Consider the following 16,567-nt stretch of genomic DNA (forward strand, 5'->3'; position numbering starts at 1 on the left):
GAACGCCTTTTCAGGAACGACCATGCTCCGTTCATTCCCAGTCATGCGCCGTTGCGCCGTGAAGGCTTTCGGCTGCCCGCTCGTGGCCGCCGCCGCCTTGCACCTGGCCCCCGCACACGCCGGCTACGAGTTCGATGCGTCGTTTCTCGAAATCGGCGGCGGGCAGAGTTCGGCCGCTGTGAAACAACAGGTCAGCGCCATGAGCGACGGCCAGTTGCCGGGGATTTACCGGGTGGATATCCAGCTCAACCAGCGCTCGATCGAACAGCGTGATGTGCGTTTCATCCGCGCCACCGGCACCCAGGAACGCTCGAGCACCGGCCTGTTCCCCTGCCTGGATGTCGAGTTCTTCCGCGCCCAGGGCGTGGCCGACACGGCCCTGCAAAACCGCACCGACGCCGACCCCACCTGCATTGCGTTCGATCAGGGCCTGGCCGGCGTGAGCTACGACTACGACTTCAACCGCCAGATCCTGTCGATTGAAATCCCACAGGCCTACCTGGGCAGCATCCCTTTTGAAGTGCGCCGTCGGCAATGGAGTAACGGCGAACAGGTGGCCTTCACCAACTACAGCTTCACCGGCAGCACCGTGGAGTCCGATACCGGCCGCCGCCAGGACCAGTTCGGCAGCCTGAGGAGCGGCGTGAATGCCGGGGCCTGGCGCCTGCGCAATTTTTCGACCTGGCAAAAAGGCAGCACCACGCCCGGGCGCTGGGAGTCGCTGGAAACCTACGCCCAGCGCGACATGGGCAATATGATGGCGATCGCCACCCTGGGCGATTCCACCACCGAAGGCGACCTGTTTGACGCGATCCCCTATCGCGGGCTGGGCATCGCCTCTGATCTGGACATGCTGCCCGACCAGGCCCGCGAATTCGCCCCGGTGATTCGCGGCATTGCCAATGGCCGCTCGCGGGTGATCATCCGCCAGCGCGGCTATGTGATCCATGAGCAATGGGTGCCGTCGGGGCCGTTCGCCTTGACCGACCTGTACCCCACCGCCAGCAATGGCGACATCGAAGTCACCGTGGAAGGCCCGGACGGCCAGCGCCAGGTCTACACCCAGTCGTTCTCGTCGGTGCCCTACATGCTGCGCGAAGGCCAGCAAAGCTATTCGGTATTCGCCGGCCAATACCGCCCGGCGCAATCGTCCTTTGTGCAGCAAACCCCAACATTTATCCAGGCCTCCCTACGACGCGGTTTGAGCGGCAGCACCACGCTGTTTGGCGGCAGCCTGCTGAGTAATCAATACAACGCCGGCCTGCTGGGTTTTGCCCACGACTTTGCCGGCTTTGGCGCGATCTCGGTGGACGTGACCCACGCCCGCAGCGACGCCGTGGGCCGGGAGAAAACCACGTCCAGCGGCCAGTCGTTTCGCTTTCGCTATTCCAAGTCCCTGGCGGCCACCGACACCAACTTCAGCCTGATCGGCTACCGCTACTCCACCGGCGGCTACTACTCGTTCAACGAAGCGCTGAACAGCCGCAGCACCGAGCAAACCCTGGACACGTACCGCAGCGGCCACATGAAAAGCAACTTCACCGCCAACGTGTCGCAGCAATTGGGCGGCTACGGCGGGGTCTATGCCAACGTGTCGAAAACCGCCTACTGGGACAAGAGCAAGGCCGACACCTCGATCCAATTGGGATACAGCGCGAGCGTCGGGGACATTTCCTACTCCCTTGGGCTGGGCCTGAACAAAGGCGCCAACAGCGACGACCGCAGCCTGTCCCTGAGCATCAGCATGCCCCTGGGCGGCACGCGCAGCCAGCGCGTTACGGCCAACATGAACCAGAGTGCGCGGGGCGCGGCATCACGCACCGCGACCCTGAGCGGCAACGCGTTCGAGGACGATACGCTGGCCTACAGCGCGGGTGTGTCGCAGCAAGTCAGCGGCGCGCAACGCCAGACCGGCGGCACCTTCGCCGCTCAATACGACGCGCCCAACGCGATTGTGCGCGGTGCCTATAACGAGACCACCGGCAGCCGCCAACTGGACATGGGCGTCGAAGGTTCGGTGGTGGCGTATGGCAGCAACCTGATGTTCAGCCAGCCATTGGGCGAAACCAATGTGATCGTCGCCACACCGGGCGCCGCCGACGTGGGCATCAGCAACAAGCGCGGTGTGCGCACCAACAGCAATGGCTACACCGTGGTGCCGCAGGCCCTGCCCTATCGCAAAAACCGCGTGTCGCTGGACACCCAGTCGATGCCGTCTGACGTCGACATCGCCGAGCCGGTGCAGGAAGTCACGCCAAACCGCGGCGCGTTTGTACTGGCCGACTTCGACACCCGGCGCGGCCAACGCATCCTGTTTCGCATCAGCGACACCCTTGGCGAAGCAGCGCCGTTTGCCGCCCGCGCCGAATTGTTTGCCCCGGATGGCCGCGCCCTCGGCAACACCCTGGTGGCCGACAAAGGCCGCGCGTTCCTGACCGGCGTGCCGCCCGAGGCGCGGTTGTTGGTCAGCGTCGACGGCCAGCCGTGGTGCAGCCGTGAATTGAAGCTGGACGAAACAGCGCCTGCCGACGGCGGCATCACCCAAATGAATATTCAATGTGAGCGCGCGGCCGGTGGGTCGGGTGCCAAGGATTCCTGACATGATCGTTAAAGCAACACATAAGGTGCGTGGACGGCTGATGCTTGCGCTGTTGTGCGCAGTATTGAGCTGCCTTTCACAACAGGCGCAAGCGTTGGTCGAAGGGAATCTCAACTGCACAGTGCCAGGCGTTCCGAGCGGCGGCTACACGTTTACACCGGGCCAGGCGATCAGGATCGTCTTCGAGGGCACGTGCACCGTTCGCCGCGCATTCCCCTATTCAGCCGGTTTAAATACGCGAATCAACTACATGAGCGGCCCGAATCAAGCCCCGTTGAGATGGTCCGACCCGTATAACAACATCTATTTATACGATCTGAATATCGGCCAATACAGCCGCAATTGCCTGGGCGGCTACTGCCGGCCTCTACCCCTTAATACTGTGGTGCCTTACCGCTACATTCTGGTGGGCACAGCACCCCAAACTGCAGGCACACGTTGGATAGGGGTGTTGCTGGGCGTTACCTCGGAAAACTGGCTGGGTTATGGCGAGTGGTTTCTTAACACCGGGTTTTCATACACCGTAGTCCCGCCTGCCTGCAGCCTGAGTTCACCCGGCAGCGTCAACCTGCGCTTCGGCTCTATCAGCAACAGCGACCTCAATAACCAGATGCAGTCGACCACAGTGTCAATTAAATGCTCGGCGCAGATGCGAGCCAACGTCTACTTGCTTCCAAACCAGACGGTAGTCAGCCCTACTACCGGTGTGACGCGCACCTCGCTGGCAGGTTTGAACATGCAGGCGCTGTGGACCGACACCCTGAACCCGGTGAACTTCACTACCCCGCGCTTTATGCAGTTACGCGTGGGCAGCAATGACGTAAACCTGAGCTTCAAGCCACAACTGGCGGCCGGGCAATCACCGACGGGTGCGTTTCAGAGCCAATACACGCTGAACATCGACTATCAATGAGGGCCTTGCCATGAAAACTCCACTGCTCGCCCTGATGCTGCTCAGCAGCACCGCTCACGCTGCCGACGTGGTGAATATCACCGTCAGCGGCACCCTCACCCGCCCACCGTGCGTATTGAGTACCGGCACAACCCTGACCGCCGCATTTGGCGACGTGCGTACTGACCAGGTGGCGACCACCGGCACTGTGGAAGTGCCGGTGCGCTTGAAGTGCTCGTCGGGTTCTTCGCTAAATGTCAGCTTCACGTCCAATAACGGCACCTACACCTCCACCGTGGCCAAGACCACGGCGGATAACCTCGGTGTGTCGTTGCTGTGGGCGGACAACACGGCGGCAAACCTCAATGGCACCGTCAAGAAATACACCAACCTCAGCGGCGACGTGGATATCAGCCTCAAGGCGCAACTGGTCGAACGCGGCACGCTGGCGCCGGGCGCGTTCACCTCGTCGATGGTCATGACCCTCAATTACCTATGAAAGCGCTCGCCTGGATGCTGCTGGCCGTAGCCAGCACCGCCCTTGCGCAAGCGGCGGAAGAAGCGCAGATCGACGTCAGCGGCAAGCTGACCGCACCGCCGTGCACCGCAAGGTTTCCGAGTACGCAACAGGTGGACCTGGGCAAGGTCAACCTCAACCAGTTGGCCGACGGCAGCACCGTCGCCATCGATGTGCCGCTGGTCTTCGACTGTCAGGCGGGCGCTCAGGTCGAGCTGAGTTTGTCGGCGGGCATGGCCCGGGCCCTCACCGTCAGCCCGGTGCTGCTCACCAATCTCCCATCCCTGGGGTTGCAGGTGCAATTGCGTGACAAGACCGACAAGCCGGGGATCGGCCTGGGCCAAACCGGCACCTGGCCGGTAGAAGACGAACCGTTGGCGCTGACCCTGCGCGTCAAGCCCGTGTCCCTGGGCGAGCTGCCCGAGGCGGGTAGCTACAAAGCCACCCTGTTGATGCAGATGACGTACCGCTGATTACTGAAACTGCCGGGCTTCGATGCAATAGGTCAGCAGCGCCTGGTCACTGTCCACCTCCAGCTTGCGCATGGCCGAAATCTTCTGCGCGCTGACGGTCTTGTTGCTGCGGCTCAACTGCCGCGCGATATCGCTCACGCTCATGCCCGTCACGAATAAACGCAGCACTTCCATCTCCCGTGGCGACAGGCTCTGGAAGCGCGCCTGCACCTGGGTCACATTGGCCAAGACCGAAGTCGCGGCGGGCTCCGGTGCGCGGTAACTGCGCTGGGCACTGATCGCGCCGAGGGCCTTTTCGATCTCGCCGTGCAGGTGGTTCTTCTGGATCACCCCGGCCACACCCAATTCCTGCAAGCGGGTGAGAATCAGGCTGTTGGAAATCATGGTCAGCACCAGCACCTGGGTCGCGGGAAAGTGACGCAGGATGTACTCGATCAGCTTCAACCCATCGCCATAGGTGTCGTCACCCGGCATGTTGAAATCGGTGATCAGGACTTGCGGCCGGTGCTTGCGCAACTGCTCGATCAGTTGACTGGAACTGACCGCCTCGCCCACCAGGCTGTAGCGTGAATCACGCTGCACAATTTCGCGCACGCCCACCAGTACGATCGGGTGGTCATCGGCGATCACAACGTTCATTTCTCGCATTCTTTATCTTCCTTGTAATGGGCTTTCATCAAGTTTGCGACTCTGCCAGCAAGCACTGCGCAACCGCTGTAAGCCGTGCGCACACGCCTCGAATCTGCGTGGTGGCGTATGTATCCAGCGGTGCGTCGTACAGGGTGTTCTCCCATGCCTGACAAGCGCTGGACAGTTCCCCGGCACGCACACTGGCCAGCGCGCCGTTGAGGCTGTGCAAACGCTCACGTACGAGGGTGGCATCGCCGGCCGTCAGGCCTTGTTCGATCTGCTGCACATCCACCAGCAACGTGTCGGCCATCAGTTGGCGCATGGCCGGGGAAAGCTCGATCCAGCCTTCGCGGTCCCGGTCCACCTGCACCACCGGCAAGGCCGTGGCCCGCCGGCAGTGCGCCATTAACGCCTGGCGCAGCATGCTCAGGCTCAGCGGTTTGACCACCCACGCGTTCATGCCCACCGCCAGGCAACGCTCGCCCTCCTCGCGCAGGGCATTGGCGGTGACGCCGATGATCGGCACCTGGACGCCTTGTTCACGCAACGCGCGGGCCAGGTCGTAGCCGTTGAGGCGCGGCATATTGATGTCGGTGATCACCAGGTCGAACGGCTGCGAACCCCAGATTTGCAGCGCATGCTCGCCGTCACGCGCTACGGTGGGGTGGGCGCCAAGGGCCTCGAGCTGTTCTTGCAGCACGGCCTGGCTGACCGGGTTGTCTTCGGCGACCAGCACGCGCACGTTCAGGCACGGTGCGTCCAGGCACGGCGGCATCGGCGGTTGTTCCGCAGAGGGCAGGGTTTCCTGAAGCACCGGCAAGGTGATGAACAGCGAAAAACTGCTGCCCAACCCTGGCTCGCTGACCACGCGCATGCTGCCGCCCATCAACTCACTCAAGCGCGAGCAGATAGACAGGCCCAGGCCGGCGCCATTGCCGTCCTGGTCGCCCGCTACCTGATAAAACGGCTTGAACAACTGGTCCAGCGCCTTTTCCGGAATGCCCACGCCGGTGTCAGTGACCTGCCATTGCAGGGTCACTTTATCGTCAAGTAGTTGCTGCACCATCAGGCGCAAACGCACGCGCCCGGAGTCGGTGAACTTGATCGCGTTGCCCAGCAGGTTATGCAGGACCTGCCGGATGCGGCCAGCATCGCCAAGCAGTTGCGGCGGTAGCAGCGGGTCGATCTCGGCATCGATCTGCAAGCCTTTATTGCGCGCGGTCGCGCTGAACGCCAACACCGATTCCGCCACCAACTGGCCCGGGCTGAACGGCGCCGCTTCCACGGCCATTTGCCCGGATTCGATTTTCGATACATCCAGTACGTTGCTGATCAACTGGAACAGCACAGTGGACGAACCCTGGATAATTTCCAGGTAGTGGCGCTGGCGCTCGCTCATGTCGGTCAGGGCCATCAGTTCCAGGTTGCCGAGCACGCCGTACAGCGGGGTGCGGATTTCATGGCTCATGGTTGCCAGGAACACGGTTTTGGCCTCGTTGGCTTCGGTGGCTTCCTGGCGCGCCTGGGTCAGCAACTGGGCCTCGTCCACGTGTCGGGTGATGTCGTTGCAGCCGCAGAGGAACACGTCCTCACCTTCGTACCGCGCCGCCACCACCACGACCTGCAAGTACCGCCCCTCCACCGCCAGGCACATCTCGCCGGGGGTATCCGGGCCATCGTTGGCCTTGAGCACGTCGAGCAGCGGTGCGGTGCCCTGCAATTGCAGCGCGCGCTGGTTTTCCAGGAGTAACTGGTGATCGCTGCGGCGCACTACGCACAATCCCACCGGGGCGTTGTGCAGCATGATGCGGTTGAATGCCTCGCTCTCGAACAGACGCTCCTGCGCGCGTTGCGCCGGGCTGACGATGCGGGTCTTGTACCAATGGTTGATCCACCAGCCCAGCAGCACGGCCGCCAGAAACGTCAGGCCAAGGCCCAGCAGCGGCCATTTGGCGTAGCGCAGGAAATCCTGATAGCTGATGGCGTACAGGCCGGTCCAGTGCTCGCCACCCTCGCTGAGCATCTTGAAGCGCAAACCCTGGCTGTTGAAGCTCAGGCCCAGGGGCGCCATGTGTTCATCGCCGAGGCTGCCGAGCAACACGTCGCCCTGGGGCGAGATCAGGGTGAACTGGTTGTAGACCGACAGTTGCAGTACTCGCTCGATTTCGTCGACCTGCGAGGTGTCCACCACCGCCGCCAGCGTGAGCAGGCCCTGAGGCTGATTGGCCGGCAATACGGCGGCAGGCGCGTCGAGGCCGATCATCGCGACCACGCTGCGGCTGTTCTGGTACAACTGCGGCGGCGCACGCATCCAGCGCACGCGGCTGTCGGTCAGCAGGAGGCTTTGGCTCTGTTGCAGTTGCTGCAAGCGGCTCACCACGTCGCGGTACTGCTCGCGCAACAATGGCTGGTGCTGGCGCAAGCCGCCCACGCCGGGCACGGCCAGGCTGGCGACGGCATTGGGGGTGAACACGAACAGCTGCGGCGAGGCGTAAAACGAGCTGGCCCAGTAGCCGCCGTAGTAGTCAGTCAGTTGCACGCCAAACGCCAGTGCCCGGCGCGTGTCATCCGCCGAGAACGTCTCGGCGTGGGACAAGGTGAAGGGTAGCGACATCGCAAACCCCTTGGCCTGCAACACCACCTGCCCGCCTTCGTGCTGCAACTCCACAACCGAGGTCGACTGCACGGCCGGCAGCGGCGGCGCGTTGCTGCGGCTGTAGCCACTGGCCACGTTGCGCAGGAACGCCTCGTGCTCATGGATGATCTCCACCACGCGGGCGAAGTGGAACTCGACCTTTTCCTGTTCAGCGTCGAGCAACCGCGACACCGCCCAATAGCAACTGCTGGACAGCAACAAGGCGAGCCCCGTGAGCAATAACAGGGCTTTGTTCAAGCGTTGAGAGCTTTGCGCCAGCTTGTCCAGGCGCAGACTTGCATGTTTCATCGTCAGTACCGCAGAAGCCTGAATCAGGATATGGGGCCTATGCTTGATCCCGGCATTGGCCAATAACGCCCGGCTGACCGGGCGACCCTTCCTTCGGGCTTCTTGACTGTGTGACCCTGGCCACTCACATAAGTGCTGGCGCAGGGCCATCCTCGATTAACAGGGCGCTGAATTTTTCCGCCGCCACGGCATGGGAGATCAGGAAACCCTGCACCTGATCGCAGCGGATACGCCGCAACATCGCCAGCTCCGCCTGGGTCTCGGCGCCCTCGGCGATGGTGGTCAGCCCGAGTTTGCGGCCCAGCTCGACAATGCTTTGCAAGGCCGACGCCAGGCTTTCGTTCTCGGCACAGCCATGCACCAGTGACCGGTCGATCTTGACCTCGTTGAACGGCGTCGACACCAGGTTGAAGTAGGAACTGAACCCCTTGCCGAAGTCATCCTGCGCCAACCCAAAGCCCATCATGCGCAAGCGACATGCTCCAGCGTAGTAGTTACTGGGCAGCCGTGTGGTGGAGCTTTCCATCAATTCGAAGGTAATTTGCCGGGGTTCGGCGTCGCGGCTTTGCACCTGGGCAAGCAGGCGGTCGACCAGGTCGCTCTGGTCGAGCAAATGCGTGGGCAGGTTGATCGACACCGGCAGCCGGTAACCGAGTTGCGCCCACTGGGCCTGGGCGATGAGGGTTTGGCCGAGAATGCAGGTGAGCAAGCGGGTTTCCAGGTCAAGGCGCTCGATGTCGTCAAGAAACGCGCCGGGCATCAATAACCCTTCCACCGGGTGCACCCAGCGTGCCAGGGCTTCGGCGCCCACGATGCGCCCGTCATGCAGGGATTTTTTCGGCTGGAACCACGCCTGGATTTCACCATTGGCCAAGGCGCGCTCAAGGTTCTCCCGGGCATGGCTGACACCCCGGTGGCAACACGGCGTGCGCGCCTGCTCGGCGAGTTTGTCGAGGCAATCGCGCAGGGTGCGCACCTCGCGTTCGCGCACCGGCTTGGAGATTAGCCCGGCGACGGTCAGGCCGAGGTTCCCGGCCACCTGCCCGGCGCCCACCAGCATGCGCCGCGACGCCACGCTCATCAGCGCCAGCGCAGGCGGCGCGTGCATGCGGGCCAAGTGCTGGATCAGTTGCACACCGTCCATCCCCGGCATCATCAAGTCGCTGAGCAGCAGATCGTAGCGCTGTCGGGCCAGGCGTTGCAGCGCGGTGGCGCCATCCCAGACCACATCGACGTCAAACCCGCCGATGGCCTGGAAGACGTTGATCAAGTACTCATGCTGGAAAGGATGGTCTTCCACGATGAGTACGCGATAGGCGCTCAAAGCACCCTCCTCTGATAGCGATGCAGGCACTGGTAGAGGGCGCGCAGGGTGAACGGCTTGACCAGGCAATGATCCATGCCAGCGTTCAGGCAGCGCTCGGCTTCGTCGAGCATCGCGTTGGCGGTGGCCCCGATGATCGGCAGTGAGCAACCCAGGCGACGCAGTTGTTCGGTGAGTTCATAGCCGTTCATGCGTGGCATGTTGACGTCGGTGAGAATCATGTCGAACGCGGTATCACCCCACAATGACAGCGCTTCAATGCCGTCGCCGGCCAGCACCACGCTGCAGCCGAGCTCTTCCAACTGGTCGCGCAGGATCAACTGGTTGATCAGGTTGTCTTCGGCCACCAGCAGGCGCAGGTTGAGGCTGAACTCAGTGGGCTTCTCGCTGATCCTCCGCGACAACAACTCTTCGCTGCCCTGGGCGCGGCTGACCGCGCGGTTGAGCGCCTGCAGGTTGTTCAGGCCGATCTGCCAGGGATAAGCGCCATGCTCGTCGACCGCGGCCATCACCCGCGGCCCGGACCAATGCAGCAACTGGTCGGGCTCGGTCGGGCCGGGATACAGCTCGACCAATACCGCGCCGGGGTCGGCCTCGGCGGACTCCGGCGCACCGAGTTGCGCGCGCGCGCCCCAGCGACGCAACCAGCCGCCAACACTTTCCGCCAGCTCACGCACCGGCGACACCACATACACCCGCTCGCCGAGCAGCGGCTGCGCCCAGGGAGCCTGGTCGTCGTCGTTGACTTGCTCCAGCGGCAAGGTGAAGGAAAAGCTGCTGCCCAGGCCCGGTTCGCTGACCACCCGCAAGGTGCCGTTCATCAAGTGCATCAGGCGCTTGCAGATCGACAAGCCCAGGCCGCTGCCGGCGACCACATTCGCATTGCCGCTGACCTGGAAGAACGGCTCGAACAGGTACCGCTGGTCCTCCTCGGCGATGCCCTTGCCGGTGTCGACTACCTGCCACTGCAACATCGTGCGCTCGCCTTCACGGCTTTCCAGGCGCAGACGCAAGACAATCCGGCCGCTTTCGGTGAATTTCAGCGCGTTGTTCAGCAGGTTATTCAGGATCTGGCGGATGCGTGTGACATCCCCGCTCACGTGGTCGGGCAACTGCGGGTCGAGGCAGGCGAACAACTGCAGGCCCTTGCTTTGGGCGGCGCCTGCGTAGCCCTGGATCACTTCCTGCACCAACTCGATCGGTGAGAACGTGCTGAACTCTAGGGACAGTTGTCCCGCTTCGATTTTCGACACGTCCAGCACATCGCAGATCATTTGCAGCAAGTTCGCCGACGAGCCCTCGATGGCATTCAGGTAGCCACGCTGCTGGCTGTTAAGGTCGGTGCGCGCAAGCAATTCCAGGGTGCCCAGCACGCCATACAATGGCGTGCGGATTTCATGGCTCATGGTTGCCAGGAACAGGGTCTTGGCCTCATTCGCCGCGTCCGCCAGCGTGCGCGCCTGCTGCAGGGCCAACTCCACCTGCTTGCGTTCGGTGATGTCGCTGAAGGCGCAGATCAGCACCTCCTCACGCTGGTAACGGGTTGGCGCGAAACTCAGGTACAGGTGACGACCGTCGGCCATTTGCAGCTCGTCGGTGCTGCTTTGTTCCGACTCATCGAACGCGCGGCGAATCCAGCCGTGACACAGTTGCTGGCGCTCGTGGCCGTTGCCCAGCCATTGCCGGGACAGGGGGTTTTCCAACACTACCTCGCCGTCGCTGCGGCGCAGCACGCACAAGGCCACTGGCGCGATACGAATCACCGCGCTGCTGAATGCCTCACTCTCCACCAGCGCTTCGATGCGATTGGCTGCCGGGATAATCAAACGCTGATCGATGCGCCGCACCAACCGCACCATCAACAAGCTGGCCGCTGCGCACAACAGCAGGCACAGCAGCAACGGCATGGCCAGGCTGGGCAACAGTGAACTCAGCTCCAGGCTGTAGACGATCTGCCACTGGGAGTAACCCAGGTGCTTGCGAATGGCCAAGCGATCCGGCAGCCAGCGGCTGCCTTCCCAACCAAAGCTGGCCGTGGCGTGATACTGGCGCAGCACCTGCGCAGCCGACGGTTGATGAGGCGTGCTGCTGAAAATCAGCTGCCCGGCGCCGTCAAGCAACATGAAGTCCCCGGCTTTTTCATGCTGCAGGGCGTTGATCAGGTCCGGGCCGTCCACCTCCAGCCCGAGCCAACCCGACGTGGGGCTACGGTCGTCGAGGCGGGTGAAGATGTATAGCGGTGAATCCAGGCGGCTCTGCTCAGTCAGCCACAACTCATCGCTGACCGAGACCTTGCCGGTGTCCACCGCCATCAACCGCTGCAATACCGGCTGCGGCACATTCTCCGGGGCCGCCCCAACGGTAAACAGGCGCTCCACCACCGGCTCGGCGCGCTGCGCGACGTAGATCAGGTTGACCTGGTTGACCTGCAGGTAATCAAGCAGGCGCCTAGTCAGCCAAAGGCTCCAGATATTGCCCGCCTCGCCCAAGGTGATGTGCAACTCTTCGGCCGGCACATTATTGAGGTTGCCCACGGGTGGCGTGACATGACGAACCGTCGACAGGCCGAGGCTTTTGAGCAGCGTCTGGCGGCTGACAAAAAAACTCTGCGCATCGGAAATCGCCTCATTCATATAACTGCGCCGTAGCGAAATTTCCTCATTCAACGCCGCACGCAAGTAGCTGTAGGCACCCACATACACGCCGAGCACCAATGCCAGGGCAAACAGCCGCAACAACTTGCGCGCGGCCTTGGGCGTCGAAAAAGAAGAGTCGAGTGGTTGCAGGAAATGTTTGAGCTTCATCGCCAAAAGAGTAAGCGTGGCGAGAGGGTAGTTGAATAAGACGGATCTCAAAGCCCCGCACTGCTTGCGCCGATGGAACTCTCGCGCAACACGCTGTTCTAGACACCTTCGTCGCTGCTTGCGTAGCATCGACGGCTGTCCTTCGTGCACTTCATCAAACAGAGTTACCCATGACTATCCAGCAAACACCCGGGCACGTGCTGCCCGCGCGCAGCGCCGCCAAAATGGAAGCGGCCATGGCCGTGGGCGCCTTTGCGATCGGCACCGGCGAATTCGCCATCATGGGCCTGATGCCCGACATCGCCCACAACCTCAATCTCAGCGAACCGCAAGTGGGCCACGCCATCAGCGCCTATGCGCTGGGCGTGATGGTCGGCGCCCCGCTGCTGGCCATCCTCGGCGCCAAGTTGCTGCGCAAACACATGCTGCTATTGCTGATGGGCCTTTATGCCCTGGGCAACCTCGCCACGGCGTTTACCCCGACCTTCGGTTCGCTGGTGGCCTTCCGCTTTATCAGCGGCCTGCCCCACGGCGCCTACTTCGGCATCGCCGCCGTGGTCGCCTCCAGCATGGTGCCCAACGACAAACGTGCTGGCGCCGTCGCCCGCGTGATGATGGGCCTGACCCTGGCCATGCTGCTCGGCAACCCCATCGCCACCTTCCTCGGTCAACACTTTGGCTGGCGCTCGGCGTTCGCGCTGGTCAGTGCCATCGCCCTGTGCACCATCGCGCTGGTCTGGCAATTCGTACCGGATCGCCACGACGAACCCCGCAGCGACCCGCGCAAAGAACTGCGCGCCTTCACCAAACCGCAGGTGTGGATGGCGCTGTCCATTGGCGCTATTGGTTTTGCCGGGATGTTTTGCGTGTTCAGCTACCTGGCGCCGACCATGCTCGAAGTGACCAAAGTCTCGCCGCAGTGGATCCCATTCGGTCTGGCCGCGTTTGGCGTAGGCGGCATCATCGGCAACATCGCCGGCGGCAAGCTGTTTGATCGCCTGCAATTTCGCGCAGTGGGCTGGATTATGGTGTGGTCGATGGCCGTGCTGATTTTCTTCACCTTCGCCGCGAGTTCGCTGTGGGGCGTACTGCTGGGTATTGGCCTGGTCGGCACCATGATCGCCATGGCCGCGCCGCTGCAAATCCGCTTGATGGACATTGCGCATGAGGCACCGAGCCTGGCGGCGGCGTCCAACCACGCGGCGTTCAACCTGGCGAATGCGCTGGGGCCGTGGTTCGGTGGGATGGCGATTACGGCGGGGTATGGGTGGACCAGCACGGGCTACATTGGCGCGGCTACGGCGCTGGTTGGCTTGGGCATCTATTTGATCGCCCGACGTATGAAAGGCGGTCACTAAAGCCCTCCCACGATCCAATGTGGGAGCGGGCTTGCTCGCGAAAGCGGTGGGTCAGTCACTGAGTAAATGACTGCCCCACCCGCTCAGTCAGTCATCATGCATCAACCCCGAACCGTACTCCCCGTAACTACTCCCCAGCGCGTTGCCGCCAAAATTCATCTTGGCGGCTTTGCTGGGGCTGTGGTCGCCAAACGCCTGGCATCCCCCTGAATAACAAGGGTCGCTGCTCAGGTCGCTACTCATGCCCGATGAACCCGACGAAGACGAACAAGCGGCCAAGAGCAACGTGCCTGCGACCATCACGACTTTGACGAAATTGGAGATCATTTTTCAGTTCCCTTTGGGCTTATGGGCTGAGCGTAGGCCTCAATGCCGGTGAGAATTATGAAACTTTGCCGTGGGACAGGATCGGTTCAGGTTGATGTCGTTTTGGCGACGAATTATCCCGGCACATATTCTGATTGGCGATATCAACAGTTAGCCCCTACATATTAAAGCCGACCAGGCATCAATTCAGATGAACCTGCGGCCTACGTAGAGGGAAGCTCAAGTAATGGCTAAAGACGAAAAAACCAGTGAAAGCGTCGCTTCAAAAGCAGCCAAGCTGCTGGCGGATCCCACCACTCCGCCGGATGTGAAATCTGTGGCGGCTTCGGCGCTGACTCAGGCGCCCGACAAAAAGAAGAAATAAGCTGAAAACCGTGCCAGGGTGGCTGAAGCTCTGGCACTGGCCACCGAGCGCCTGCGGCCATTTCTGTTAAACAGTGCAACCTTCTCCTTATCCACTGCGGCCCCCCTCGTCCTTACACGCGGCAGCAGCCTCACGGCCTTGGAAATATGGCGCAACGTCTCGCTACCGGCCACTGGATATCAGGGTAAAATCCCCCTTTTTTGGCTAGTCGCCAGACAACATGCCACTTTCGGAAGGGCAATAGTGAGCAAAAACCAACGTTCCACCACTCCAAGCGGCTTCAGAACTGATATCAATGGTTTGAGAGCCTGGGCCGTCGTTGCGGTTATTCTGTACCACTTTGGAGTTTCAGGCTTTGCCGGCGGCTTCGTAGGTGTTGACATCTTTTTTGTGATCTCCGGTTTCTTGATGACATCCATCATCGTGACGGGGCTAGAAAGCCGTACCGGTTTTTCACTGTTTAAATTCTATCTCGCACGTGCGAAGAGAATATTGCCCGCGCTGATAGTGCTATGTGCTGCGCTGCTCATATTCGGTTGGTTTTTTTTGGTCCAGGGCGAATATAAAACCTTGGCCTACCACACCATTTCAGCGCTCACTTTCAGCTCGAATTCCAGGTTTTGGCAGGAGTCGGGATACTTCGATGTAGCATCCTACGACAAATGGCTATTGCACACTTGGTCGCTATCCGTCGAGTGGCAGTTCTATATCATCCTACCGTTGCTCTTGCTGGCGATATGGAAATTACGTCCCGGACGCAGTTTCACTTTGGTGGTGCTTTCCACAGTGATGGCTGCATCACTGGCTGCCTCCATTATTTTTTCTCCGACCTATCCATCAGCATCTTTTTACTTGCTCCCCATGCGTGCATGGGAAATGCTCGCAGGCGGACTCGCTTTTCTGATCGCAACACGGATTACTATCGGCAAACGACCTGCTAAATACCTTGAGCTCGCAGGGTTTGCGCTCATCATCTACTCAATTGCCTTCATGGATCCCAGCGTAACCTGGCCTGGCTGGCACGCGCTCATCCCGGTGATCGGAACATCGCTTATCATTGCCGTCGCCAACCAAGGCTCGCCATTCACTCGATTAAAAATCCTCCAGTGGCTGGGGGAGCGCTCCTATTCGCTTTACCTCTGGCATTGGCCGATTGTGGCAGCCCTGGTTTTTCTTGAGATGCGCAAAGAAGCCATCCCTACATTAGTGGGCCTGACAATTACCGTTTTACTGGGTCACATCTCCTATTTACTAATTGAAAAGAATTCAAAACTCCACCTCGAAAAGTTAAAAACCGCCCACGCTTATGCGGCAATCCTAATCACGGCACTTCTGGTCATAATCCCGAGCCACATAATTAAAAAAAATAATGGAGTGCCGACCAGGAAACTTGCTCAGCGCGTTGAAAAAATACTGCAAGAAGGGGCATTAAGAAACCCCAGGCTTACCGAGTGCTTCGTTAACGCCACTAAAAACAAGGTGATCAACTCTCAATGCACATACGGTGGCGACACGTTGGGCGCCATTGTTATCGGCGATAGTCATGCTGCGTCAATAGTAAGAGCTGTTGAGCGGGCACTCCCCAGCAAAGATCTGCATGTGCTTGACTGGGAACTGCATAGCTGCGCAACAATCACCGGGCTTAAACTCATCACTGATCCAGACAACACGTGCAGTGAATTTTTAGCGCTGGCGATGGAAAAGCAGAAGACACTTCCTGCCAACGTACCCATTATTATCGTCAACAGAATGTCGATTTATCTATTCGGTCCAAATGAACCAGATAGACAAGCCGAGGTGCCCGTTCCCGTTTTCTACATCGACAAACCATACACCTCAAGGACGCCGGAGTTTCTAGCCCAGATGCGAGAGGGGATAATAACAACCGCTTGCGAATTTGCGAAAACCAGACCTGTCTACCTGGTTCGTCCGTTCCCCGAACTGAAAATAGACGTACCGAAAACCATGGTTCGGAGAACGATCATCCCTGGCGGGGAAAAGCGTGTTTCCATCAGCCAGGAAGAGTACATGCAACGCAATGCTTTCGTATGGGAAGCACAGGATGCCGCCAGTAAACAGTGTGGTGTGAAAATTCTGGATCCCCTGCCTTATCTTTGCAGTGATGGCAGATGCTTTGGCGACCACGACGGCACACCTATTTATGTGGATGATGATCACTTGAATGAACATGGCGGCGATGTTTTGGTGCCTATGTTTTCAGAAGCGTTCAAGCACCACCCTGTGCTGGAGACCCAGGCCCATCCTTGAGCAAACCAGGAGATATTGGGGAGGGCAGACCCTACTACGCTTGGCGTACTGTGTGTTACAGATCCTC

General features: G+C 60.6%; 12 protein-coding genes. 7 read left to right on the top strand and 5 right to left on the bottom strand.

Features of this window, described 5'->3' with window-relative positions:
- Positions 1-22 precede the first annotated feature (22 nt).
- Genes HX811_RS12310 through HX811_RS12325 form a run of 4 tightly spaced genes read left to right on the top strand, consistent with a single transcriptional unit; the run spans position 23 to position 4,481 of the window.
- Positions 23-2,599 (top strand): fimbria/pilus outer membrane usher protein, encoded by a 2,577-nt coding sequence (locus HX811_RS12310; protein WP_177046066.1) that lies wholly within the window; start codon positions 23-25, stop codon positions 2,597-2,599.
- A gap of 1 nt (position 2,600) precedes the next feature.
- Positions 2,601-3,512, top strand: a complete 912-nt coding sequence (locus HX811_RS12315; protein WP_236260813.1) for a fimbrial protein — start codon at positions 2,601-2,603, stop codon at positions 3,510-3,512.
- Between the two features lie 10 nt (positions 3,513-3,522).
- Complete coding sequence (locus HX811_RS12320; protein ID WP_003218898.1) at positions 3,523-3,990, top strand: fimbrial protein; 468 nt, start codon at positions 3,523-3,525, stop codon at positions 3,988-3,990.
- A complete protein-coding gene (locus HX811_RS12325; RefSeq protein ID WP_177008106.1) occupies positions 3,987-4,481 on the top strand; it encodes a fimbrial protein in 495 nt (164 codons plus the stop codon). The genes HX811_RS12320 and HX811_RS12325 overlap by 4 nt, the downstream gene beginning before the upstream one ends.
- Here HX811_RS12325 and HX811_RS12330 read toward each other — a convergent pair whose 3' ends face one another.
- From HX811_RS12330 to HX811_RS12345, 4 genes are all read right to left on the bottom strand, one after another.
- On the bottom strand, positions 4,482-5,129 hold the full coding sequence (locus HX811_RS12330; protein WP_017477281.1) for a response regulator: 648 nt from the start codon (positions 5,127-5,129) through the stop codon (positions 4,482-4,484). It lies immediately after the preceding gene.
- 28 nt (positions 5,130-5,157) lie between these two features.
- Positions 5,158-8,055 (bottom strand): ATP-binding protein, encoded by a 2,898-nt coding sequence (locus HX811_RS12335; RefSeq protein WP_087693699.1) that lies wholly within the window; start codon positions 8,053-8,055, stop codon positions 5,158-5,160.
- 124 nt (positions 8,056-8,179) lie between these two features.
- Positions 8,180-9,379: an EAL domain-containing protein gene (locus HX811_RS12340; RefSeq protein WP_102368407.1), complete on the bottom strand. Its 1,200-nt coding sequence runs from the start codon at positions 9,377-9,379 to the stop codon at positions 8,180-8,182.
- Positions 9,376-12,183 (bottom strand): ATP-binding protein, encoded by a 2,808-nt coding sequence (locus HX811_RS12345; protein ID WP_177046068.1) that lies wholly within the window; start codon positions 12,181-12,183, stop codon positions 9,376-9,378. Before HX811_RS12345 ends, HX811_RS12340 begins: the two co-directional genes overlap by 4 nt.
- A 170-nt stretch (positions 12,184-12,353) precedes the next feature.
- Here HX811_RS12345 and HX811_RS12350 point away from each other — a divergent pair, with 170 nt between their 5' ends.
- On the top strand, positions 12,354-13,541 hold the full coding sequence (locus HX811_RS12350) for an MFS transporter (protein ID WP_003218910.1): 1,188 nt from the start codon (positions 12,354-12,356) through the stop codon (positions 13,539-13,541).
- Between the two features lie 87 nt (positions 13,542-13,628).
- Here HX811_RS12350 and HX811_RS12355 read toward each other — a convergent pair whose 3' ends face one another.
- Positions 13,629-13,868 (bottom strand): hypothetical protein, encoded by a 240-nt coding sequence (locus HX811_RS12355; protein ID WP_177046070.1) that lies wholly within the window; start codon positions 13,866-13,868, stop codon positions 13,629-13,631.
- Between the two features lie 226 nt (positions 13,869-14,094).
- On the opposite strand from HX811_RS12355, the gene HX811_RS12360 reads away from it, so the two are divergent.
- A complete protein-coding gene (locus HX811_RS12360) occupies positions 14,095-14,232 on the top strand; it encodes a hypothetical protein (RefSeq protein ID WP_167410166.1) in 138 nt (45 codons plus the stop codon).
- A gap of 243 nt (positions 14,233-14,475) precedes the next feature.
- Positions 14,476-16,500, top strand: coding sequence for an acyltransferase family protein (locus HX811_RS12365; RefSeq protein ID WP_177046073.1), 2,025 nt, complete (start codon positions 14,476-14,478; stop codon positions 16,498-16,500).
- The last annotated feature ends 67 nt before the right edge of the window (positions 16,501-16,567 follow it).

Source organism: Pseudomonas sp. F8002 (genome assembly GCF_013385495.1).
Classification (GTDB): domain Bacteria; phylum Pseudomonadota; class Gammaproteobacteria; order Pseudomonadales; family Pseudomonadaceae; genus Aquipseudomonas.

Excerpts from the sequence above, each read along its gene's own strand:
- HX811_RS12320 (WP_003218898.1), top strand. The coding sequence starts at position 3,523 with ATGAAAACTCCACTGCTCGCCCTGATGCTGCTCAGCAGCACCGCTCAC.
- HX811_RS12355 (WP_177046070.1), bottom strand. The coding sequence starts at position 13,868 with ATGATCTCCAATTTCGTCAAAGTCGTGATGGTCGCAGGCACGTTGCTC.
- HX811_RS12310 (WP_177046066.1), top strand. The coding sequence starts at position 23 with ATGCTCCGTTCATTCCCAGTCATGCGCCGTTGCGCCGTGAAGGCTTTC.
- HX811_RS12360 (WP_167410166.1), top strand. The coding sequence starts at position 14,095 with ATGGCTAAAGACGAAAAAACCAGTGAAAGCGTCGCTTCAAAAGCAGCC.
- HX811_RS12325 (WP_177008106.1), top strand. The coding sequence starts at position 3,987 with ATGAAAGCGCTCGCCTGGATGCTGCTGGCCGTAGCCAGCACCGCCCTT.
- HX811_RS12335 (WP_087693699.1), bottom strand. The coding sequence starts at position 8,055 with ATGAAACATGCAAGTCTGCGCCTGGACAAGCTGGCGCAAAGCTCTCAA.
- HX811_RS12345 (WP_177046068.1), bottom strand. The coding sequence starts at position 12,183 with ATGAAGCTCAAACATTTCCTGCAACCACTCGACTCTTCTTTTTCGACG.
- HX811_RS12350 (WP_003218910.1), top strand. The coding sequence starts at position 12,354 with ATGACTATCCAGCAAACACCCGGGCACGTGCTGCCCGCGCGCAGCGCC.
- HX811_RS12315 (WP_236260813.1), top strand. The coding sequence starts at position 2,601 with ATGATCGTTAAAGCAACACATAAGGTGCGTGGACGGCTGATGCTTGCG.
- HX811_RS12330 (WP_017477281.1), bottom strand. The coding sequence starts at position 5,129 with ATGCGAGAAATGAACGTTGTGATCGCCGATGACCACCCGATCGTACTG.